The organism is Streptomyces sp. enrichment culture (assembly GCF_964272855.1).
Classification (GTDB): domain Bacteria; phylum Actinomycetota; class Actinomycetes; order Streptomycetales; family Streptomycetaceae; genus Streptomyces.
The window spans coordinates 4,727,045-4,745,979 of the sequence record NZ_OZ186847.1; the positions used below are offsets into that span (position 1 = coordinate 4,727,045).

The window sequence follows — 18,935 nt, forward strand, 5'->3', positions numbered from 1 at the left end:
GGCCACGCCCTACGCGGGAAAGCGGCGGTCGACCCATCTCCACAGGAACTCCAGGGCGGCCGCCGCTCCCGCCGCCACGGCCACGGCGATCCACGGCATCGTCACGCCGACCAGCTTCAGCGCGAAGAACTCCTGCAGCCACGGCACCACCAGCACCACCAGGAACCCCGCGCCCATCGCCGCGACCAGCGTGATCCGCCACCAGGTGTACGGGCGGGCGATGATCGCCAGTACCCACATCGAGATCAGGAACAGCGTCAGCGTGGCGGCGCTGGTCTCCGCGTCCAGCGCGCCCGGCCCCGTGTAGTACCGGCGGGCGATCAGATACGTCGCGAACGTGGCCAGCCCGGCGAGCGCCCCGCCCGGGATCGCGTACCGCATCACGCGCCGCACGAAGTTCGGCTTCGCCCGCTCCTTGTTGGGCGCGAGGGCCAGGAAGAAGGCCGGGACGCCGATCGTCAGGGTGGAGAGCAGCGTGAGGTGGCGGGGCAGAAACGGGTACTCCACCTGCCAGCAGACCACCAGGAGCGCCAGCAGCACCGAGTAGACCGTCTTCACCAGGAACAGCGTCGCCACGCGCGTGATGTTGCCGATCACCCGGCGGCCTTCCGCGACCACCGACGGCAGGGTGGCGAAGCTGTTGTCCAGCAGCACGATCTGCGCCACCGCCCGGGTCGCCTCCGAGCCGGAGCCCATCGCCACGCCGATGTCGGCGTCCTTCAGCGCGAGCACGTCGTTCACGCCGTCGCCGGTCATCGCGACCGTGTGCCCGTGGGACTGCATCGCCCCGACCATGTCCCGCTTCTGCTGCGGGGTGACCCGCCCGAACACCGTGCCCTCGTCGAGGGCGGCCGCCATGCCGTCCTGGTCGGAGGGCAGCCGGCGCGCGTCCACCACGGTGCCGCTCAGCCCCAGCTTGCCCGCCACCGCGCCCACGGACACCGCGTTGTCGCCGGAGATCACCTTGGCGCGGACGTTCTGCTCGGCGAAGTAGCGCAGGGTGTCGGCGGCGTCGGGCCGCAGCCGCTGCTCCAGGACGACGAGGGCGGCGGGCTTGGCGCCCCGGGTGACGTCGGCGGAGTCCAGGTCGCCGGCGGCGCGGGCCAGCAGCAGCACGCGCAGGCCCCGCTCGTTCAGCCGCTCGGTCTCGCCGAGGGCCGGGTCGTCGTCGGACAGCAGCACGTCGGGGGCGCCCAGCAGCCAGGTGCTGGTCTCGCCGTCGCCCTCGCTGAAGGCGGCGCCGCTGTACTGGCGGGCGGAGGAGAACGGCAGGGACTCGATGCAGCGCCAGTCCTCGGCGTCCGGGCAGGCGTCGATGATGGCCTTGAGCGAGGCGTTGGGGCGCGGGTCGGACTCGCCGAGCGCGCCGAGGACCTGCCGTATGTACGGCTCCTCGTGGCCGTTCAGCGACCGCAGCTCGGTGACGTCCATGCCGCCCTCGGTGAGGGTGCCGGTCTTGTCCAGGCAGACGGTGTCGACGCGGGCCAGGCCCTCGATGGCGGGCAGCTCCTGGACCAGGCACTGCTTGCGGCCGAGCCGGATCACACCGATCGCGAAGGCGACCGAGGTGAGCAGCACCAGGCCCTCCGGGACCATGGGGACGATGCCGCCGACGGTGCGGGCGAGGGAGTCCTTGAAGGCGGTCTCCTTCACCACGAGCTGGCTGATGACGAGGCCGATCGCGGTCGGGATCATCATCCACGTCACGTACTTGAGGATCGTGGAGATGCCGGAGCGCAGCTCGGAGTGGACGAGGGTGAACCGGGAGGCCTCCTCGGCGAGCTGCGCGGCGTACGCCTCCCGGCCCACCTTGGTGGCCTGGAACGCGCCGCCGCCCGCGACCACGAAGCTGCCGGACATGACCGGGTCGCCGGGGCGCTTGACGACCGGGTCGGCCTCGCCGGTCAGCAGCGACTCGTCGATCTCCAGGCCGTCGGCCTCGACGCACACCCCGTCGACGACGACCTTGTCGCCGGGCCCGATCTCCAGGAGGTCGTCCAGCACGATCTCGGAGGTGCCGACCTCGGCGGCGATCCCGTCGCGCCGCACGGTGGGCCGTACCTCACCGATCAGGGCGAGCGAGTCGAGGGTCTTCTTGGCCCGCCACTCCTGGATGATGCCGATCCCGGTGTTGGCGAGGATGACGAAGCCGAACAGGCTGTCCTGGATCGGCGCGACGAAGAGCATGATCACCCAGAGCACGCCGATGATCGCGTTGAACCGGGTGAACACGTTCGCCCGGACGATGCCGGCCATCGACCGGCTGCTGCGCACCGGCACGTCGTTGACCTGCCCACGCGCCACCCGCTCGGTGACCTCCGCGGCCGTCAGCCCGCCCGCCGACGTGGGCGCGGGGCGCGCGGAGCGGAGGTGGGCACCCGCGTCGATGTGCGTCATGCATTCGACGTTACGTGCGGATTTGGCCCTTCACCCGCCGAATGCGTGGTTCTCCCGCGCCGCCCGCTTGATGGCGGCGTCCCGCTTGCGGACGTACCAGATGCCGATCAGGCCGAGGCCGCCGCCGGCCAGGCAGGTCCACAGCCACCAGGTGTGGCCGTGGTCGTCGAACCAGCCGTAGAAGGGGAGCTGGACCAGGAAGAGGACGAACCACAGGATCGTGCCGCCGGTGATGGTGGCGACCACGGGGCCCTCCAGGGGCTCCGGCGCCTCGTGCCTAGGGGTCCATTTCGCCATGCGAACAGTGTAGGAGCAGATCAGGTCTACGCGCGGAGATGGCGATCGTGGAAGTTATATGTTCATACTGAAACCGTTTGCCTTTGACCACTTCTGTTCGTAGGAAATAACAAATGCCCACCTCGGCCCCCGCCAAGGTCCCCGCGCCCCAGCAGCCGGGCAAGGCGCCCGCGTACGGCGCCCTCGACCGCTACTTCAAGATCTCGGAGCGTGGCAGCACCCTGGCGCGCGAGGTCCGTGGTGGTTTCGCCACCTTCTTCGCGATGGCGTACATCATCGTGCTGAATCCGATCATTCTCGGCAGCGCGAAGGACATGTACGGCAACCAGCTGGACAACGGCCAGCTCGTCACCGCAACCGCTCTGACCGCCGCGTTCACCACCCTGCTGATGGGTGTCGTCGGCAACGTCCCGATCGCGCTCGCCGCCGGTCTCGGCGTCAACTCGGTGGTCGCCCTCCAGCTCGCCCCGCGGATGTCCTGGCCGGACGCCATGGGCATGGTGGTGCTGGCCGGCTTCGTGGTGATGCTGCTGGTCGCCACCGGTCTGCGGGAGCGCGTGATGAACGCGGTGCCGTTCGGCCTGCGCAAGGCCATCTCCATCGGTATCGGCCTGTTCATCATGCTGATCGGTCTGGTCGACTCCGGGTTCGTCTCCCGGATCCCGGACGCTGCCCAGACCACCGTCCCGCTCCAGCTCGGCGCCGACGGGCACCTCAACGGCTGGCCGGTGCTGGTCTTCATCCTCGGCGCCCTGCTCACCCTCGCGCTGATCGTGCGCAAGGTGCCCGGCGCGATCCTGATCTCGATCGTCGCCATGACGGTCGTCGCGGTCGTCATCGAGGCTGTCGCCAAGGTGCCGTCCTGGGGCCTGACCACCCCGAAGTGGCCGGGCAGCCCGGTCGCCACCCCCGACTTCGGCCTGGTCGGCCAGGTCAGCCTGTTCGGCGGGTTCGAGAAGGTCGGCGTGCTGACCGGCGTCCTGTTCGTCTTCACCGTGCTGCTGTCGTGCTTCTTCGACGCGATGGGCACGATCATGGGCGTCAGCGACGAGGCCAAGCTGACCGACGCCCAGGGCCAGATGCCCGGCATCAACAAGGTCCTGTTCGTCGACGGCATCGCGGTCGCCGCGGGCGGCGCCAGCTCCTCCTCCGCCACCACCGCGTTCGTGGAGTCCACGGCCGGTGTCGGCGAGGGCGCGCGCACCGGCTTCGCCAACATCGTCACCGGCGGTCTGTTCGCCGTGGCGCTGTTCCTCACGCCGGTCGCCACCATGGTCCCGTCCCAGGCGGCCACCCCGGCGCTGCTCGCGGTCGGCTTCCTGATCCTTGCGGGCTCCATCGGCCAGATCGACTGGACCGACTACACGATCGCCATCCCGGCCTTCGTGACGATGCTGATGATGCCGTTCACCTACTCGATCACCAACGGCATCGGCATGGGCTTCATCGCCTTCGCGGTGCTGCGCCTGGCGGCCGGGCGGGGCCGGGAGGTCCCGGCGGCGATGTACGTGGTGTCGGCGGTGTTCGCCTTCTACTACCTGATGCCGGCTCTCGGCCTCACGTGACGGCCGGGGGTCAGGTGACCCCGTAGAACTTCTCGGTCTCCTCGACGGCGGCCTGGAAGCGCTCGTCGAAGTCATTCCGAATGAGCGTCCGGACGACATAGTCCTGGACGCTCATTCCTCTTTTCGCCGCGTGGTGGCGGAGCCGTTCGAGCAGCTCCCCGTCTATCCGCAGGCTGAGCACGCTGGTCCCCATGGACACGAGGGTCGGGGGCGCACCAGGGTGGCGCGTGACATTTCGCTTCCGGGCCACCCGTTCGGGTGATGGTGGGGTTTTCGTGGCGCGTGTCACGGGCATGCATGCGTGTCCCGACTGGTCCTTAGCGAGAGTAATGAGTTACGCTAAAGAACATGCCGGACCTTAGCCATGGCGACGACGTAGCCGCCGTGAACTCCCTGCGATCCGCCGTGATGCGGCTCTCCCGTCGGCTGAAGCACCAGCGGGTCGACGAGTCACTGAGCCCCACCGAGATGTCGGTGCTGGGCACCCTGTCCCTCTGCGGCAGGGCCACGCCGGGCGAGCTCGCCCGCAAGGAGCACGTCCAGCCGCCGTCGATGACCCGCATCGTCGCGCTGCTGGAGGCCAAGGGACTGGTCCGGCTGGAGCCGCACCCCGAGGACCGGCGCCAGAAGGTGGTCACCCCGACCGAACAGGCCGAGGTGATGCTCGAGGAAAGCCGTAGAAAGCGGAACGCCTTCCTCGCCACCCTGGTGGAGGGCCTCGACGAGGACGAGTGGGCCAAGCTGCGCGCCGCCGCCCCCGTGCTGGAGAAGCTCGCGCACCTGTAGTCAGCAGCCGTCGCTTGGAGGAGGCGAACCCTTTTGAGTACGGGATCCGGAGCAGACTCCGCCCCCGCACCGACCACCCCCGACCCCGCATCCGCCCCCGAGGCCCCCCGTAAGGCCTCCATGTTCTCCTCCCTGAGGATCAGGAACTACCGCCTGTTCTTCATGGGCCAGGTCGTCTCCAACACCGGTACCTGGATGCAGCGCATCGCCCAGGACTGGCTGGTGCTCAGCCTCACCGGCTCCGCCACCGCCGTCGGCGTCACCACCGCGCTGCAGTTCCTGCCGATGCTGCTCTTCGGCCTGTACGGCGGCGTCCTCGTCGACCGCCTCCCCAAGCGGCCCACCCTGCTGGTCACCCAGACCTCGATGGCCCTCACCGGCATCGCGCTCGCCGCGCTCACCCTGACCGGCCAGGTCGAGGTGTGGCACGTGTACGTCGCCGCCTTCGCCGTCGGCCTCGCCACCGTCGTCGACAACCCGGCCCGGCAGTCCTTCGTCAGCGAGATGGTCGGCCCCGGCCAGCTGCAGAACGCGGTCAGCCTGAACTCCGCGAACTTCCAGTCCGCCCGCCTGATCGGCCCCGCCGTCGCGGGCATTCTGATCACCGGCGTCGGCACCGGCTGGGCGTTCCTGCTCAACGGCCTGTCCTTCGTGGCGCCCATCGCCGGGCTGCTGCTGATGCGCGCCCGTGAACTGCACGTCGTCGAACGCGCCCCGCGCGGCAAGGGCCAGCTCCGCGAAGGCCTGCGCTACGTCGCCGGGCGCCCCGAGCTGATCTGGCCGATCGTGCTGGTCGGGTTCGTCGGCACCTTCGCCTTCAACTTCCCCGTCTACCTCTCCGCCTTCGCCGACGACGTCTTCCACGCCGGAGCCGGCACCTACAGCCTCTTCAACACCCTGATGGCGGTCGGCTCCGTCACCGGCGCCCTGCTCGCCGCCCGGCGCGGCACGGCCCGGATGCGGGTGCTCAGCGCCGCCGCGCTGGTCTTCGGCACGGTGGAGATCTTCGCCGCGGTGACGCCGCAGCTGTGGATGTTCGCGCTGCTGATGATCCCGCTCGGCGTCTTCGGCATGACCGTCAACGTCACCGCCAACACCGGCATCCAGATGGCCACCGACCCGGCCATGCGGGGCCGCGTGATGGCCTTCTACATGATGGTGTTCCTCGGCGGGTCCCCGGTCGGCGCCCCGATCGTCGGCTGGATCACCGACACCTACGGCGCCCGCGTCGGCCTCGCCGCCGGCGGCGCGATCGCCGCCCTGGCCGCCGTCACGATCGGCCTCGTCCTGGCCCGCACCGGCGGCCTGCGCCTCGCCGTCGGCTGGAGCCACGGCCACCCGACGGTCCGCTTCGTGCCGCGCGAGCGGCAGGAGGAGCTGGCCACGGCGGCGTGACCCGGCCGCACCCGCGCGTCCGCCCGGGGGGCCACACCCTCCGGGCAGGCACCGGCCCCGGCCGGCGATCCTCCGAGACATTCGACGTGATGGCCGCCCCGATCCCTGCCAGGCTGGCGTCATGAGACTCTTCGCCGCCGTGCTGCCCCCCGACGACGTCGCCGACGACGTCGCCGCTCAGGTGGCCGCGTTGCGGAAGCTGCCCGGCGCGGACGGGCTGCGCTGGACCGGGCGCCCCGCCTGGCACTTCACCCTCGCGTTCTACGGCGAGGTCGACGACACCCTCGTCCCCGAGCTGTCCGCCCGCCTGGAACGCGCCGCACAGCGCACCGAGCCCTTCCGGCTGGCCCTGCGCGGCGGCGGCCAGTTCGGGCACGGGCGGGCGCTGTGGATCGGCGCCGAGGGCGATCTCACCACCATGCGGCTGCTCGCCGACCGCACCGAGTCGGCGGCTCGCAAGGCCGGCGTCGCCATGGGGGAGCACCGCAGGTACAAGGCCCACCTCACGGTGGCCCGCAGCCGCACCTCGGTGGACGTACGGCCGTATGTCCACGCCCTGCACGCCTTCACCGGCCGCACCTGGACCGTGGCCGGCCTGACCCTGGTGCGCAGCAACCTGCCGCGCTCCGGGGTGCCGGGGGAACAGCCGCGTTACGAGGCGGTCGCCCGCTGGGCGCTCGGCGGGGCCGGTTAGGCTCGATGCGTGGACCCGAAAACCCGGAACCGGATCATGGCCGGTGCGCTCGTGCTGATGTTCGTTCTCGTCGCGGTGGCTTCGGCGCTGGGCGGTTAGCGCCGGGGAACTGCGCGTCGCCTTCGGCTGCGGGCCGATGGTGGCTGTCGCGCGGTTCCCCGCGCCCCTTACGGCATCACCAGGCGAAGGCCTCCGGAGACGGGCCCGGACCGGGGAAGATCTCGTCCAGTCCCGTCAGTACCTCGTCGCTCAGCTCCAGCTCGACAGCCCGCAGCGCCGACTCCAGCTGCGCCAGGGTGCGCGGGCCGACGATGGGGCCGGTCACGCCGGGGCGGGTGAGCAGCCAGGCCAGCGCGGCCTCGCCGGGCTCCAGACCGTGCTTGTCGAGCAGATCCTCGTACGACTGGAGCTGCGCCCGTACGGCGGGGTCGGCGAGGGTGTCGGCGGCCCGCCCGGAGGCGCGGCGGCTGCCCTCGCCCTCCTTGCGGATCACCCCGCCCAGCAGACCGCCGTGCAGCGGCGACCACGGGATGACGCCGAGGCCGTAGTCCTGCGCGGCCGGGATGACCTCCATCTCGGCGCGCCGCTCGAACAGGTTGTACAGGCACTGCTCGCTGACCAGCCCGAGCGTGCCGAGCCGGGCGGCGGTCTCGTTGGCCTGGGCGATCTTGTAGCCGGGGAAGTTGCTGGAGCCGGCGTAGAGGATCTTGCCCTGGCGCACCAGGACGTCGACGGCCTGCCAGATCTCCTCGAACGGGGTGGCCCGGTCGATGTGGTGGAACTGGTAGACGTCGATGTAGTCGGTGCCGAGGCGCTTCAGGCTGGCGTCGACCGCGCGGCGGATGTTCACCGCGGAGAGCTTGTCGTGGTTGGGCCACACGGGGGTGCCGTCCGAGCCCATGTTGCCGTACACCTTGGTGGCCAGGACGACCTTGTCGCGCCGCGCGCCGCCCTTGGCGAACCAGCTGCCGATGATGCTCTCGGTGCGGCCCTTGTTCTCGCCCCACCCGTACACGTTCGCCGTGTCGAAGAGGTTGATGCCGGCGTCCAGCGCCGCATCCATGATCGTGTGGCTGTCGGCCTCGTCGGTCTGCGGGCCGAAGTTCATCGTGCCGAGGACGAGGCGGCTGACCTTGAGTCCGGTACGTCCGAGCTGCGTGTACTTCATGACCACCAAGCCAACGGCCTGGAGTGCGCTCGAAGCAAGGGTGGGTCAGTCGCGGGGGAACTCGTCGGTCTTCAGCACCAGGTCGACGACGGTGCCGGTGAGGTCGAGGTCCTTGCCGAAGGGGACGATCGTCTCGACCTCGTAGTCGCCCTCCTTGGGGTCGGTGTAGAGGTGGCAGCGGCCCTGGTAGGGGTCGACGATCAGGTAGACGGGGACTTCGGCGGTGGCGTAGGCGGTTTTCTTGGGGCCGTAGTCGTTTCTCGCCGTGTCCTTGGAGATGACCTCGGCCACGAACTCGACGTCCTGGTAGCGCCAGCGGCCGTTGCCGTCCTTCACCCCTCGCTCGGCCATCGCTGCCACGTCGCACGCGAAGCCGTTGAGATAGCCGGGGAAGTCGATTCGCACATCGGACGCCAGCCGCTTGGGAGGATACCGGTCGCGCAGCTGCAACAGGATCCCGAAGATGATCTCCCAGTGGTTCTGCCGCTGCGGTGACATGTAGATGTTCCCCCCGACGATCTCAGCCTTGGTTCCCTCGGGGATGGGCAGCTTCTCCAGCCACTCGAACATGATGTCGAGAGTCAACTCGCCGCTTGCGTGGGCCATCTCGATCCTGTCTTCCAGGACGGTCATCGTGGCGCTCCTCCCCGACTGCCCCTCGAACGGGTGCAGCCGCGCAGTACAACGATACGAACGGTCGGCCGGTTACGGGACGTATTCCCCGCCGACCCCCCACCCCTGCCACATCGCCTCCGCGAACGCCTCCGCCAGCTTGTGCTCGCCGCTCGCGCTGGGATGGGTGCCGTCGTAGGTGTCGGTGTGGACGTCGTAGGACTCGGGGACCGAGGCCAGCAGGATCGGCGAGGCCGGTTCGTCCAGGTCGGCGACCGCCTTCGCCAGCAGCTCGTTGAAACGGTCGACCTGCTCGGCGAACGGCGGATCCGCCTGCGCGCGCACGTTGGGTATCACCGGCAGCAGCACCATCCGTATGCGCGGGTTGGCCGCGCGGGCCTCGGCGACGAAGGCGTGCACGTTCTCCGCGGTCTGCTCGGCGTTGGTGTAGAAGCCCAGGTCGATGAGGCCGAGGGAGACGAGGAGCACGTCCGCGCGGTGCTTGCGCACCGCCTCCCCGATCAGCGGCGCCATGTGCAGCCAGCCCTCGCCCCAGCCGGCGAGGTGGGCGCGGGGGAAGCCGGGGTCGGCGTAGGCGTACGACGTCGGCGCGTCGGCGGCCTTGTCGTACAGCGCCTCGCGGGGCCCGACCAGCGTGAACGGGCCGCCGTACGTGGTGCACAGGTGCTGCCACATGCGGTGACGCCAAGTGTGTTCGCCCGCGCTGCCGATGGTCATGGAGTCGCCTACGGGCATGAACCTGAGCATCCGCTCATGATGGACGATCGGCGGGACGGGCGCAGTGCGGGGGCATGTGAGGCCCGCCACGCCCCGTGAACCACCGCCCGAGGTGGCAGGCTTGGCCCATGCGCCGAACGTTCGTGCTCCTCGCCGCTGCCCTCCTCACGGCCGCGCTCGCCACGTCCCCCGCCTCCGCAGCCGACGACGAGGGGTTCACCATCAAGGACCCGCGCATCACCGAGTCCAGCGGCCTGGCCGCATCCCGGCAGCACCCGGGTGTCTACTGGACCCACAACGACAGCGACGACGGCGCCTTCCTGTACGCCGTGGACGGGGCGACGGGGAAGACGGTGGCGACCCTCACCCTCACCGGCGTCGGCACGCCGCGTGACGTCGAGGCCGTCTCCATCGGCCCCGGCAACCGGATCTACGTCGGCGACATCGGCGACAACCTCGGCGGCAGCTGGCCGCACGTGTGGATCTACGAACTCCCCGAACCGAAGACCCTGCGGGACGCGACCGTTCGGGCCACGCAGTACGTCGTCACCTACGAGGACGGCGCCCGGGACGCCGAGTCGCTGGTCGTGCACCCCCGCACCGGGCGCGTCTACATCGTCGACAAGAATGACGAGGGCAGCCACCTGTACGAGGGGCCCGCCGAACTCTCCGCCTCCGGCGGCAACGTCTTCCGGCGCGTCGCCGCCGTCCCCGACCTGGAGGCCACCGACGCCGCGCTGTCCCCGGCCGGCGAACAGCTCGTCGTGCGCAGCTACTTCGGGGCGATCGCGTACGACTGGAACGGCGGGAGGATCGAGAAGCGGGGACGGCTCAGCGTGCCGTTCCTGGGGCAGGGCGAGTCCGTCACCTACACCGCCGACGGGACGCGGCTCATGTACGGCGCCGAGGGCTCGGAGAGCCCCGTGCGGCCCGGGGAGCTGCCCGAGGGCACCGCGCCGGAGCCGAAGAGCCCGTCGGACCAGGCCGGTTCGGCCGGTGGCGGCGGCGACGAGGACGGCTTCGAGCTCGGGAACGCCGGGAGGGGCGTCCTCGCCGTCGCCGTGGCCTGCGCCGCGCTGCTGGGGCTCCGGCGGCTGCGGCGCGGGAAGTGAGGGCTCAGCTCCAGTACGAGCGGATGTGCTCCTCCAGGGCGCGCGTGTACCGCGCCCGGTCCGGCTCACCCGCGGGCAGGGTCACCGGCGGGTAGCCGCCGGGGTGGACGTCGATCTCGTCGGGGCGGGTGATGAGGACCGTCTCCAGCTCCTGGGTGCCCCGGTTCCAGGACGCGGGGAAGTGGAAGTCGAGTTCCTGCCAGAAGGGGGCGGTGCGGCGGTCCTTCATGCGGTCCGGCCAGGGCTGCGTGCCGAGCTTGACCTCGGACTCGTGGAAGCGGAAGCCCAGGTCCTCGTAGGCCTGGAAGACCAGCTCCTGGTGCGGCAGCGGGTGCACCTCGATCTCGTCGAAGTCGCCCCGGTCGACGGCGCTCTCGACGGCCAGTTCGGTGCGGACCGCGACGCGGCTGCCGGCCAGCCGGACGCCCCGCGCGTGGGTGAGGGGCATCTCCCAGGGCATGTCCAGCGTCACATGGCGGACGACGGTGCCGCCGGCCGGCAGCTTGAAGGGGTCGCCGGTCGCGTGGCTGACGACGTACGGGTTGTTCCAGGTGGTGGAGCCGTCCGGCTCCAGATCCTCCGCGCGGACGACGAGTTCGAGCCGCAGCCGCTCCACGTCCAGGTCCGCGCCGCCGCCGCGCACGGTGACCTCGCACCGCAGCGGGGTGCCGGGCCGGATCCGGGCGGTGGTGACGAGGGTGTCGACGGACGGCGCGTTGGCGCCGAGGGTGCGCAGGAACGTGCGAAGTGCCATGTGGTGGGTTCCCCTCCCTGAGCCGGCGGTTCACGTGGGTGCCGGTTGTCAGGGAGCCTACGTGCCCGGCGCCGGGTCCTGCCGTCGCTGTGACACGAACACGTCGAGTCCGTCGAGGATCCGTCGCAAACCGAACTCGAAGTGGTCGAAGTCGGGGCTCCAGGCGTCCTCGGAGAGGTTGGCGAGGACGGGGTAGCGGTCGGTGGTCATGACCTTTTCCAGGACCGGCGTCTGCGCCTCGAAGAACTCGGCGGTGGTGAGGCCGGACCGCCGCTCGGCCTCCTCCTGGTACACCTGCGTGCGCGCGGCCCCGACGACGTACGAGTCGATCATGATGATCGCCGAGACCAGCTCGGGGTCGCTCAGCCCCATCGGGCGGATGCGCTGGAGGACCTTCTCCATGCCGTCCATGGCGCCCGGGCCGAGGATCGGGCGGGTCTGGTTGACCTGGAGCAGCCAGGGGTGGCGCCGGTAGAGGGCGAGGGTGGCGCGGGCCATGGCCTCCAGAGCGGAGCGCCAGCCGCCGTCGCCGAGTGCGTCGGGGTCGTCGCCGGGGCGCTGGACGCGGTCCAGCATCAGGTCGAGCAGTTCGGCCTTGCCGGGGACGTAGCGGTACAGCGACATGGCGCCGGTGCCGAGTTCGGCGCCGACGCGGCGCATGGAGACCGCCTCCAGGCCTTCGGCGTCCGCGACCCGGACGGCGGCTTCCACGATCTGGTCGAGCGTGAGGGCGGGCTTGGGGCCTCGGCTGGGGCGCCGCCCGGTGTCCCACAGAAGTTCCAGGGTGCGGACGATGTCGCCGCTTCCACTGGTGTCGGTCATGCCCTTGCCGCTCGTCATGGCCTCAGCTTATTCGGCCCGGCAAAAAACTGCTTACGCCGTACGCGCAATCGGGTACGGTGTAAGCAATTAGGGCCCCAGGGCCCTGGGGCCAAGGGGGAGAAGGGAAGACGATGGACGGTTACGCGGTACACGCCGAGGGCCTGGAGAAGCGGTACGGCGAGAAACGCGCCCTCGACGGCTTCGACCTGGCCGTCCGCGAGGGCACCGTGCACGGCCTGCTCGGCCCGAACGGCGCGGGCAAGACCACCGCCGTACGCATCCTGTCCACGCTGATCCGGCTCGACGGCGGACGGGCGACCGTGGCCGGACTGGACGTGGCCCGGCAGGCCCGCGAGGTCCGCGCCCGCATCGGCCTCACCGGCCAGTACGCGGCGGTCGACGAGGTGCTGACCGGCCGCCAGAACCTGGAGATGTTCGGACGCCTGTTCCACCTGGGCGGCAGGCGGGCCAAGCTGCGGGCGGCGGAACTGCTGGAGCAGTTCGACCTCACCGACGCCGCCGACAAGGGCGCCGGCGGCTACAGCGGCGGAATGCGCCGCCGCCTGGACCTCGCGGCGTCGATGATCCTCGCCCCCGCCGTGCTGTTCCTCGACGAACCGACGACGGGACTGGACCCGAGGAGCCGGGGCGAGGTCTGGGAGTCGGTGCGGGCGCTGGTGGCGAGCGGGACGACGGTCCTGCTGACCACCCAGTACCTGGAGGAGGCCGACAAGCTGGCCTCCCGGATCACCGTCATCGACCAGGGCCGGGCCATCGCCGACGACACCCCGGACGGCCTGAAGGACCGGGTCGGCGGCGACCGCATAGAGGTCGTCGTCGCCGAACGGGCGGACATCCCGCGCGTGGTGAAGGCGGTCGCCCGCGTCTCGGACGGCGAACCCGAGTCCGACGAGACGGAGTCACGGGTCCACGCCCCGGTGACCGACCGGGTGCCGGCCCTCACCGAGGTCGCCCGCACCCTCCAGGACGAGGGCGTGAAGGTCGAGGACATCGGGCTGCGCAGGCCCAGCCTCGACGACGTGTTCCTGCGCCTGACCGGGCACCGCACGGAGACGAAGAAGGAGGCGGCGGAATGAGCGCCCTGCACCTCACCGAGGGCCCCACGCGGAGCCGCGCGTACTGGCTGCTGTCGGACTGCTGGAACATCGTCCGCCGCGGCCTCACCCACTACCAGCGCCAGCCGGTCAACATCGCCTGGCAGCTGGGCTTCCCGATCCTCTCGGTCCTGCTGTACGGCTATGTCTTCGGCAGCGCCATGAAGGTGCCCGGCGGCGGGGACTACAAGGACTTCCTGATGCCGGGCATGTTCGTGATGACCATGGCGTTCGGCTTCATCAACACGGCCACGGTCGTCGTCTACGACTCGACGAAGGGCGTCATCGACCGCTTCCGCTCGATGCCGATGGCGTCGTCGGCCGTGGTGGCCGGCCGAGGCGTGACCGACCTGCTGGTCGCCTGCGCGGAACTGGCCATCATGATGCTGACGGCACTCGCCATGGGCTGGCGCCCGGACGGCGGCTGGGGCTTCCTCGCCGCGTTCGGCCTGCTGCTGTGGCTGCGGTTCGCCCTGATCTGGATCGGCGTCTGGCTGGGTCTGATCGTCCCGAACCCCGAGGCGGCGGGCGGCCTCTTCGCCGTCGCCTTCCCCCTCACCATGATCTCCAGCATCTTCGTCGCCCCGCAGCTGATGCCCGACTGGCTGGGCTGGGTGGCGGCCTGGAACCCCATCTCCTCCACGGCCGCCGCCACCCGCGACCTGTTCGGCACGCCGGTCGGCGGCGGGGACTCGTGGGTCGAACAGCACGCGCTGCTGATGTCGGGGCTGTGGCCGCTGATCCTGACGGCGGTCTTCCTGCCGCTGGCGGTCGGGAAATTCCGGAAGCTGAGCCGCTGACCGGCGTGACAGCATGCGGCCATGCCCTTCTCACATCCCGACGGCGAGTTCTCCATCACCACGCTGTACTCCGTGCCCGATGACGCCTGGTACCTGGAACTCGACCTCGTCGGCGGGCAGCGCAACCTCGTGACCGCGATCGTCCCCGACGAGGACCCGGCGCGGGAACCCACGGTGTGCTTCAACCCGGACGGGCCGCACCTGGACATCCCCTACGAGGTCGTGCGCTGGTTCATGGACCGGGTCGAGGCGGAGATCCGCACGTCCCGCGCCTGGATGCGGCTGCGGCCCGAACTCGTCGACGTCATACACCGGTTGCGCCAGGACTACCTGGGCGCCATCGACGACGACGAGTTCGAGCGGGTCATGACGGAACTGCGCCGCGAGGTCCCCGAGGCGGACCTCCCCGTCGTCGTCGCGGAGGCCTTCGGGCGGGAACCCGACGGCAGCGCACTGGACTGACCCCGGCACCGACCCCGACGCCCTACGGGAAACGACGAGGGGCGCCCGGATTCCACCGGGCGCCCCTCGTCGGCGTACTCGGAAGGTCAGAGCTTCTCGATCACGTAGTCGATGCACTTCGTCAGCGCCTCGACATCCGCCGGGTCGACCGCCGGGAACATCGCGACGCGCAGCTGGTTGCGGCCCAGCTTGCGGTACGGCTCGGTGTCGACGACGCCGTTGGCGCGCAGCACCTTGGCGACGGCGGCGGCGTCGACCTCGTCGGTGAAGTCGATCGTGCCGATGACGGCCGAGCGCTTCGCCGGGTCGGTGACGAACGGGTTGGCGAACTTGACGTCCTCGGCCCAGCCGTACAGCGTGCGCGCGGACGTGTGGGTGCGGCGGACCGCCCAGTCCAGGCCGCCCTGGCCGTTGATCCACTCCAGCTGCTCGTTGAGCAGGAACAGGGTGGCCAGCGCCGGGGTGTTGTACGTCTGGTTCTTGCGGGAGTTGTCGATCGCCGTGGGGAGGCTGAAGAACTCCGGGATGTGCCGGCCGCTCGCGTGGATGCGCTCGGCGCGCTCGATGGCCGCCGGGGAGAACACGGCGATCCACAGCCCGCCGTCGGCGGCGAAGGACTTCTGCGGGGCGAAGTAGTAGACGTCGGTCTCGGCGATGTCGACCGGCAGGCCGCCCGCGCCGGACGTGGCGTCGACCAGCACGAGGGAGCCCTCGTCGGCACCGGCCACCCGCTTGATCGGCATGGCGACACCGGTCGAGGTCTCGTTGTGGGTGAACGCGTAGACGTCCACGCCCGCCTCGGCGACCGGCTCCGGGTGGGTGCCGGGGTCGGCGGAGATGACGTCCGGCTCGGCCAGCCACGGGGCGAGCTTGGCGGCCTTGGCGAACTTGGAGGAGAACTCGCCGAAGCTGAGGTGCTGCGACTTGTTCTCGATCAGACCGTGGGTCGCGATGTCCCAGAACGCGGTGGAGCCGCCGTTGCCGAGGATCACCTCGTAGCCCTCGGGGAGCTGGAACAGCTCGGAGATGCCCTCGCGGACCTTGCCGACCAGGTTCTTGACCGGGGCCTGGCGGTGGGAGGTGCCGAGCAGGGACGTACCGGTGGCGGCCAGGGCGTCCAGCGCCTCCACCCGCACCTTGGAGGGACCCGCGCCGAATCGACCGTCCGCGGGCTTGATGTCAGCAGGAATCTGGATCTCAGCCACGAGGCGGAGCGTATCCCCTCGGGTAAACCGGGCGGAAACGTGTCCGTTCGATGAGACGAGATCTCCACCCGCTGGGCCTGTGGAGAACTACGACGAAGTCCCGGCTCTCCGTCACTGTCAGTGGCCGGATGCATCCTGGACGCATGACGGATGTCCCCGACGTTCTCGAAGCCGAACTGCGTGCCGCCGTCCGGGGCGAGGTGCGGTTCGACGTCACCGCGCGGGCGCTCACGACCATGGACGCGTCCAACTACCGCCGCGTCCCGTTGGGCGTCGTCGCGCCTCGCGACGCCGACGACGTGGCGGCGGTGCTGGAGGTGTGCCGGGAGCGCGGCGTGCCGGTCGTGGCCAGAGGCGGCGGCACGTCGATCGCGGGGCAGGCGACGGGAACGGGCGTCGTGCTGGACTTCACCCGGCACATGAACCGGCTGCTGTCCTTGGACGCCGGCGCGCGCACGGCCGTCGTCCAGCCCGGACTCGTCCTCGACCGGCTCCAGGAGGCCGCCGCCCCGCACGGGCTGTGCTTCGGTCCCGACCCGTCCACGCACAGCCGCTGCACGCTCGGCGGAATGATCGGCAACAACTCCTGCGGCTCCCACTCGGTGGCCTGGGGCACCACCGCGGACAGCGTGCGGGAACTGTCGGTGATCACCGCGCGCGGACGGCGCCTGCGACTCGGACAGGACTGGGCGGGCGCGCCCGAGGGCCTGCGGGAGCTGGCCGGGGGAGAACTGGCCCGGCTGCGCACCGGGTACCCGGAGCTGCCCCGCCGGATCTCCGGCTACGCGCTGGACGCGCTGCTGCCGGAGCAGCGCTCCGACGTCGCCCGCTCGTTCTGCGGCTCCGAGGGCACCCTCGGAGTGCTGACGGAGGCGGTCGTACGGCTGGTGGAGGCCCCGCGCGCGCGGGCGCTGGCCGTGCTGGGGTACGCCGACGAGAGCGCCGCGGCGGAAGCGGCGGCCGGACTGCTGCCGCTCCGGCCGCTGACCGTGGAGGGCATGGCGGCCGACCTGGTGGCGGCCGCGACCGTGCTGCCCAGGGGCGGCGCCTGGCTGTTCGTGGAGACGGGCGGGGAGACCGAGGCGCAGGCGCGGGCGCGCGCGGAGGCGGTCGTGCGGGCCGCCGACGTCGTCGACTCCCTGATCGTGACCGACCCGGCCGGGCAGCGGGCGCTGTGGCGCGTCCGGGAGGACGCGAGCGGCACGGCCACCCGGATGCCGGACGGCAGCGAGGCCTGGCCCGGCTGGGAGGACTGCGCGGTGCCGCCCGCCCGGCTGGGGGCGTACCTGCGCGACTTCCGGGCCCTGCTGACCGCACACGGCCTGCGCGGCACGCCGTACGGGCACTTCGGGGACGGCTGCATCCACGTCCGGATCGACTTCGACCTGCTGACCGGGCCGGGCGTGGCCCGCTTCCGGCGGTTCTCGGAGGAACTGGCGGACCTGGTCGTGGCACACGGCGGCTCGCTGTCCGGGGAGCACGGGGACGGGCAGGCGCGGGCCGAACTGCTGCCCAGGATGTACGGCGCCGAGATGGTGGCGCTGTTCGAGCGGGCCAAGGGCGTGTGGGACCCGGACGACCTCCTCAACCCGGGGATGCTGGTCCGCCCCGCCCGCCTCGACGACAACCTCCGCTTCGCCCCGCTGCCCCGCCGCCCGGTCGACGTGGCCTTCGGCTACCCGGCCGACGGCGGCGACTTCTCGGCGGCGGTACGGCGATGCGTGGGCGTGGCGAAATGCCGTACGCAGACGGCGGGCGGCCCCTCGGTGATGTGCCCGTCGTTCCGCGCGACCGGCGAGGAGGAGCACTCCACGCGCGGCCGGGCCCGGCTGCTGCACGAGATGCTGGCGGGCGAGGTGGTGACCGACGGCTGGCGCTCCACGGAGGTCCGGGACGCGCTCGACCTGTGCCTGTCCTGCAAGGGCTGCCGCTCGGACTGCCCGGTCGGCGTCGACATGGCCACGTACAAGGCGGAGTTCCTGCACCACCACTACGCCGGACGCCGCCGCCCCGCCGCCCACCACAGCATGGGCCGGCTCCCGGAATGGCTCCGCGCGGTGGACCGCACCCGCACGGCACCCCTGCTCAACGCCCTGGCCGGCGTACGGGCCCTCGCGCGGGTGGGCAAGCGGGTCGGCGGGATCGCGCCGGAACGGGAGATCCCACGGCTGGCGCCTGAGACGTTCAGCCGGTGGTGGCGCAAGCGGCGCCCGGTCCCCGGCCGGCGGGACACGCGGGTCGTGCTGTGGCCGGACACCTTCACGGACCACCTCACGCCCGCCGTGGGCCGGTCGGCGGTCCGCGTACTGGAGGCGGCGGGCCTGGAAGTGACCCTCCCGCCGACGCTGGGCGGCCGGACCCAGGTCTGCTGCGGGCTGACGTACGTCTCGACCGGCCAGCTGGACCGTGCCCGCACGGTCATGCGCCGCACGCTGGACGTGATGGTCCCGGTGCTGGAGACCGGCACACCGGTCGTGGTCCTCGAACCGAGCTGCGCCGCCGCGCTCCGCACCGACCTGCTCGAGCTGCTGCCGGACGACCCGCGCGCCGCCCGCCTCGCCGGCCGCGTCCTCACCTTCGCCGAGTCCCTGGACCGCCTCGCCCCCGACTGGACCCCGCCCCGCCTCGACCGCCCGGCCGTCGGCCAGACCCACTGCCACCAGCACGCCGTCCTCGGCGACGCCCCCGACCGCCGCCTGCGCGCCGCCGCGGGCCTGACCGGCGAGCTGACGGGCGGCTGCTGCGGCCTGGCCGGGAACTTCGGCTTCGAGCGGGGCCACTACGAGGTCTCGGCGGCCTGCGCGGAGGAACAACTGCTGCCGGCGGTACGGGAGGCACCCGAGGGGGCGGTGGTCCTGGCGGACGGCTTCTCCTGCCGAACCCAGCTGGAGCAGCTGGGCGGGGTGCGGGGGAGGCACTTGGCGGAGGTGTTGGCGGAGGGATTGGGGGAGGGGTTGGCGGAGGGGCTGAGGGAGCAGTGGGGGGAGGGACCGAGGTAAGTGGCATAACCGCT

General features: G+C 71.3%; 18 protein-coding genes. 9 read left to right on the plus strand and 9 right to left on the minus strand.

Features of this window, described 5'->3' with window-relative positions; all coding sequences use genetic code 11:
• Nucleotides 1-9 precede the first annotated feature (9 nt).
• Both ACSU6L_RS20755 and ACSU6L_RS20760 read right to left on the minus strand, forming a co-directional pair.
• Nucleotides 10-2,397 carry an HAD-IC family P-type ATPase gene (locus ACSU6L_RS20755; protein ID WP_437058875.1) on the minus strand — a complete coding sequence of 796 codons (2,388 nt, stop codon included), beginning with the start codon at nucleotides 2,395-2,397 and terminating at the stop codon, nucleotides 10-12.
• 30 nt (nucleotides 2,398-2,427) lie between these two features.
• The gene (locus ACSU6L_RS20760) at nucleotides 2,428-2,694 is read right to left on the minus strand and encodes a DUF2530 domain-containing protein (RefSeq protein ID WP_365516091.1); all 267 of its coding nucleotides are present in this window, start codon (nucleotides 2,692-2,694) and stop codon (nucleotides 2,428-2,430) included.
• A 113-nt stretch (nucleotides 2,695-2,807) separates the two neighbouring features.
• Here ACSU6L_RS20760 and ACSU6L_RS20765 point away from each other — a divergent pair, with 113 nt between their 5' ends.
• A complete protein-coding gene (locus tag ACSU6L_RS20765) occupies nucleotides 2,808-4,259 on the plus strand; it encodes an NCS2 family permease (RefSeq protein WP_437058877.1) in 1,452 nt (483 codons plus the stop codon).
• 10 nt (nucleotides 4,260-4,269) lie between these two features.
• Here the strand turns inward: ACSU6L_RS20765 and ACSU6L_RS20770 are convergent, their stop codons facing one another.
• Nucleotides 4,270-4,452: a ribbon-helix-helix protein, CopG family gene (locus ACSU6L_RS20770; RefSeq protein WP_437058879.1), complete on the minus strand. Its 183-nt coding sequence runs from the start codon at nucleotides 4,450-4,452 to the stop codon at nucleotides 4,270-4,272.
• 155 nt (nucleotides 4,453-4,607) lie between these two features.
• Here ACSU6L_RS20770 and ACSU6L_RS20775 point away from each other — a divergent pair, with 155 nt between their 5' ends.
• The 3 genes from ACSU6L_RS20775 (at nucleotide 4,608) to thpR (ending at nucleotide 7,134) form a co-directional block, all read left to right on the plus strand.
• Nucleotides 4,608-5,045, plus strand: coding sequence for a MarR family winged helix-turn-helix transcriptional regulator (locus ACSU6L_RS20775; protein WP_437058881.1), 438 nt, complete (start codon nucleotides 4,608-4,610; stop codon nucleotides 5,043-5,045).
• A gap of 33 nt (nucleotides 5,046-5,078) precedes the next feature.
• Complete coding sequence (locus ACSU6L_RS20780) at nucleotides 5,079-6,440, plus strand: MFS transporter (RefSeq protein ID WP_437058883.1); 1,362 nt, start codon at nucleotides 5,079-5,081, stop codon at nucleotides 6,438-6,440.
• A 121-nt stretch (nucleotides 6,441-6,561) separates the two neighbouring features.
• Nucleotides 6,562-7,134 carry an RNA 2',3'-cyclic phosphodiesterase gene (thpR, locus tag ACSU6L_RS20785; protein ID WP_437058885.1) on the plus strand — a complete coding sequence of 191 codons (573 nt, stop codon included), beginning with the start codon at nucleotides 6,562-6,564 and terminating at the stop codon, nucleotides 7,132-7,134.
• A 175-nt stretch (nucleotides 7,135-7,309) separates the two neighbouring features.
• Here thpR and ACSU6L_RS20790 read toward each other — a convergent pair whose 3' ends face one another.
• From ACSU6L_RS20790 to ACSU6L_RS20800, 3 genes are all read right to left on the minus strand, one after another.
• Nucleotides 7,310-8,302 carry an aldo/keto reductase gene (locus tag ACSU6L_RS20790; RefSeq protein ID WP_437058887.1) on the minus strand — a complete coding sequence of 331 codons (993 nt, stop codon included), beginning with the start codon at nucleotides 8,300-8,302 and terminating at the stop codon, nucleotides 7,310-7,312.
• A 45-nt stretch (nucleotides 8,303-8,347) separates the two neighbouring features.
• The gene (locus tag ACSU6L_RS20795; protein WP_437058889.1) at nucleotides 8,348-8,935 is read right to left on the minus strand and encodes a Uma2 family endonuclease; all 588 of its coding nucleotides are present in this window, start codon (nucleotides 8,933-8,935) and stop codon (nucleotides 8,348-8,350) included.
• A 72-nt stretch (nucleotides 8,936-9,007) separates the two neighbouring features.
• Nucleotides 9,008-9,682: an SGNH/GDSL hydrolase family protein gene (locus tag ACSU6L_RS20800; protein WP_437058891.1), complete on the minus strand. Its 675-nt coding sequence runs from the start codon at nucleotides 9,680-9,682 to the stop codon at nucleotides 9,008-9,010.
• A 98-nt stretch (nucleotides 9,683-9,780) separates the two neighbouring features.
• On the opposite strand from ACSU6L_RS20800, the gene ACSU6L_RS20805 reads away from it, so the two are divergent.
• A complete protein-coding gene (locus ACSU6L_RS20805) occupies nucleotides 9,781-10,764 on the plus strand; it encodes a WD40 repeat domain-containing protein (protein ID WP_437058893.1) in 984 nt (327 codons plus the stop codon).
• 4 nt (nucleotides 10,765-10,768) lie between these two features.
• Here the strand turns inward: ACSU6L_RS20805 and ACSU6L_RS20810 are convergent, their stop codons facing one another.
• On the minus strand, nucleotides 10,769-11,518 hold the full coding sequence (locus ACSU6L_RS20810; RefSeq protein ID WP_437058895.1) for a sporulation protein: 750 nt from the start codon (nucleotides 11,516-11,518) through the stop codon (nucleotides 10,769-10,771).
• A 57-nt stretch (nucleotides 11,519-11,575) separates the two neighbouring features.
• Complete coding sequence (locus ACSU6L_RS20815; protein WP_437058897.1) at nucleotides 11,576-12,358, minus strand: TetR/AcrR family transcriptional regulator; 783 nt, start codon at nucleotides 12,356-12,358, stop codon at nucleotides 11,576-11,578.
• A 113-nt stretch (nucleotides 12,359-12,471) separates the two neighbouring features.
• On the opposite strand from ACSU6L_RS20815, the gene ACSU6L_RS20820 reads away from it, so the two are divergent.
• From ACSU6L_RS20820 to ACSU6L_RS20830, 3 genes are read left to right on the plus strand one after another with little or no spacing between them, the layout of a single operon-like run.
• Nucleotides 12,472-13,437: an ATP-binding cassette domain-containing protein gene (locus ACSU6L_RS20820; protein WP_437058899.1), complete on the plus strand. Its 966-nt coding sequence runs from the start codon at nucleotides 12,472-12,474 to the stop codon at nucleotides 13,435-13,437.
• Complete coding sequence (locus ACSU6L_RS20825; RefSeq protein WP_437058901.1) at nucleotides 13,434-14,255, plus strand: ABC transporter permease; 822 nt, start codon at nucleotides 13,434-13,436, stop codon at nucleotides 14,253-14,255. The genes ACSU6L_RS20820 and ACSU6L_RS20825 overlap by 4 nt, the downstream gene beginning before the upstream one ends.
• A 21-nt stretch (nucleotides 14,256-14,276) precedes the next feature.
• Complete coding sequence (locus ACSU6L_RS20830) at nucleotides 14,277-14,717, plus strand: hypothetical protein (protein ID WP_437058903.1); 441 nt, start codon at nucleotides 14,277-14,279, stop codon at nucleotides 14,715-14,717.
• Between the two features lie 86 nt (nucleotides 14,718-14,803).
• Here ACSU6L_RS20830 and serC read toward each other — a convergent pair whose 3' ends face one another.
• Nucleotides 14,804-15,922, minus strand: a complete 1,119-nt coding sequence (serC, locus tag ACSU6L_RS20835) for a phosphoserine transaminase (protein ID WP_437058905.1) — start codon at nucleotides 15,920-15,922, stop codon at nucleotides 14,804-14,806.
• A 143-nt stretch (nucleotides 15,923-16,065) separates the two neighbouring features.
• On the opposite strand from serC, the gene ACSU6L_RS20840 reads away from it, so the two are divergent.
• The gene (locus ACSU6L_RS20840; RefSeq protein WP_437058907.1) at nucleotides 16,066-18,921 is read left to right on the plus strand and encodes an FAD-linked oxidase C-terminal domain-containing protein; all 2,856 of its coding nucleotides are present in this window, start codon (nucleotides 16,066-16,068) and stop codon (nucleotides 18,919-18,921) included.
• Nucleotides 18,922-18,935 lie beyond the last annotated feature (14 nt).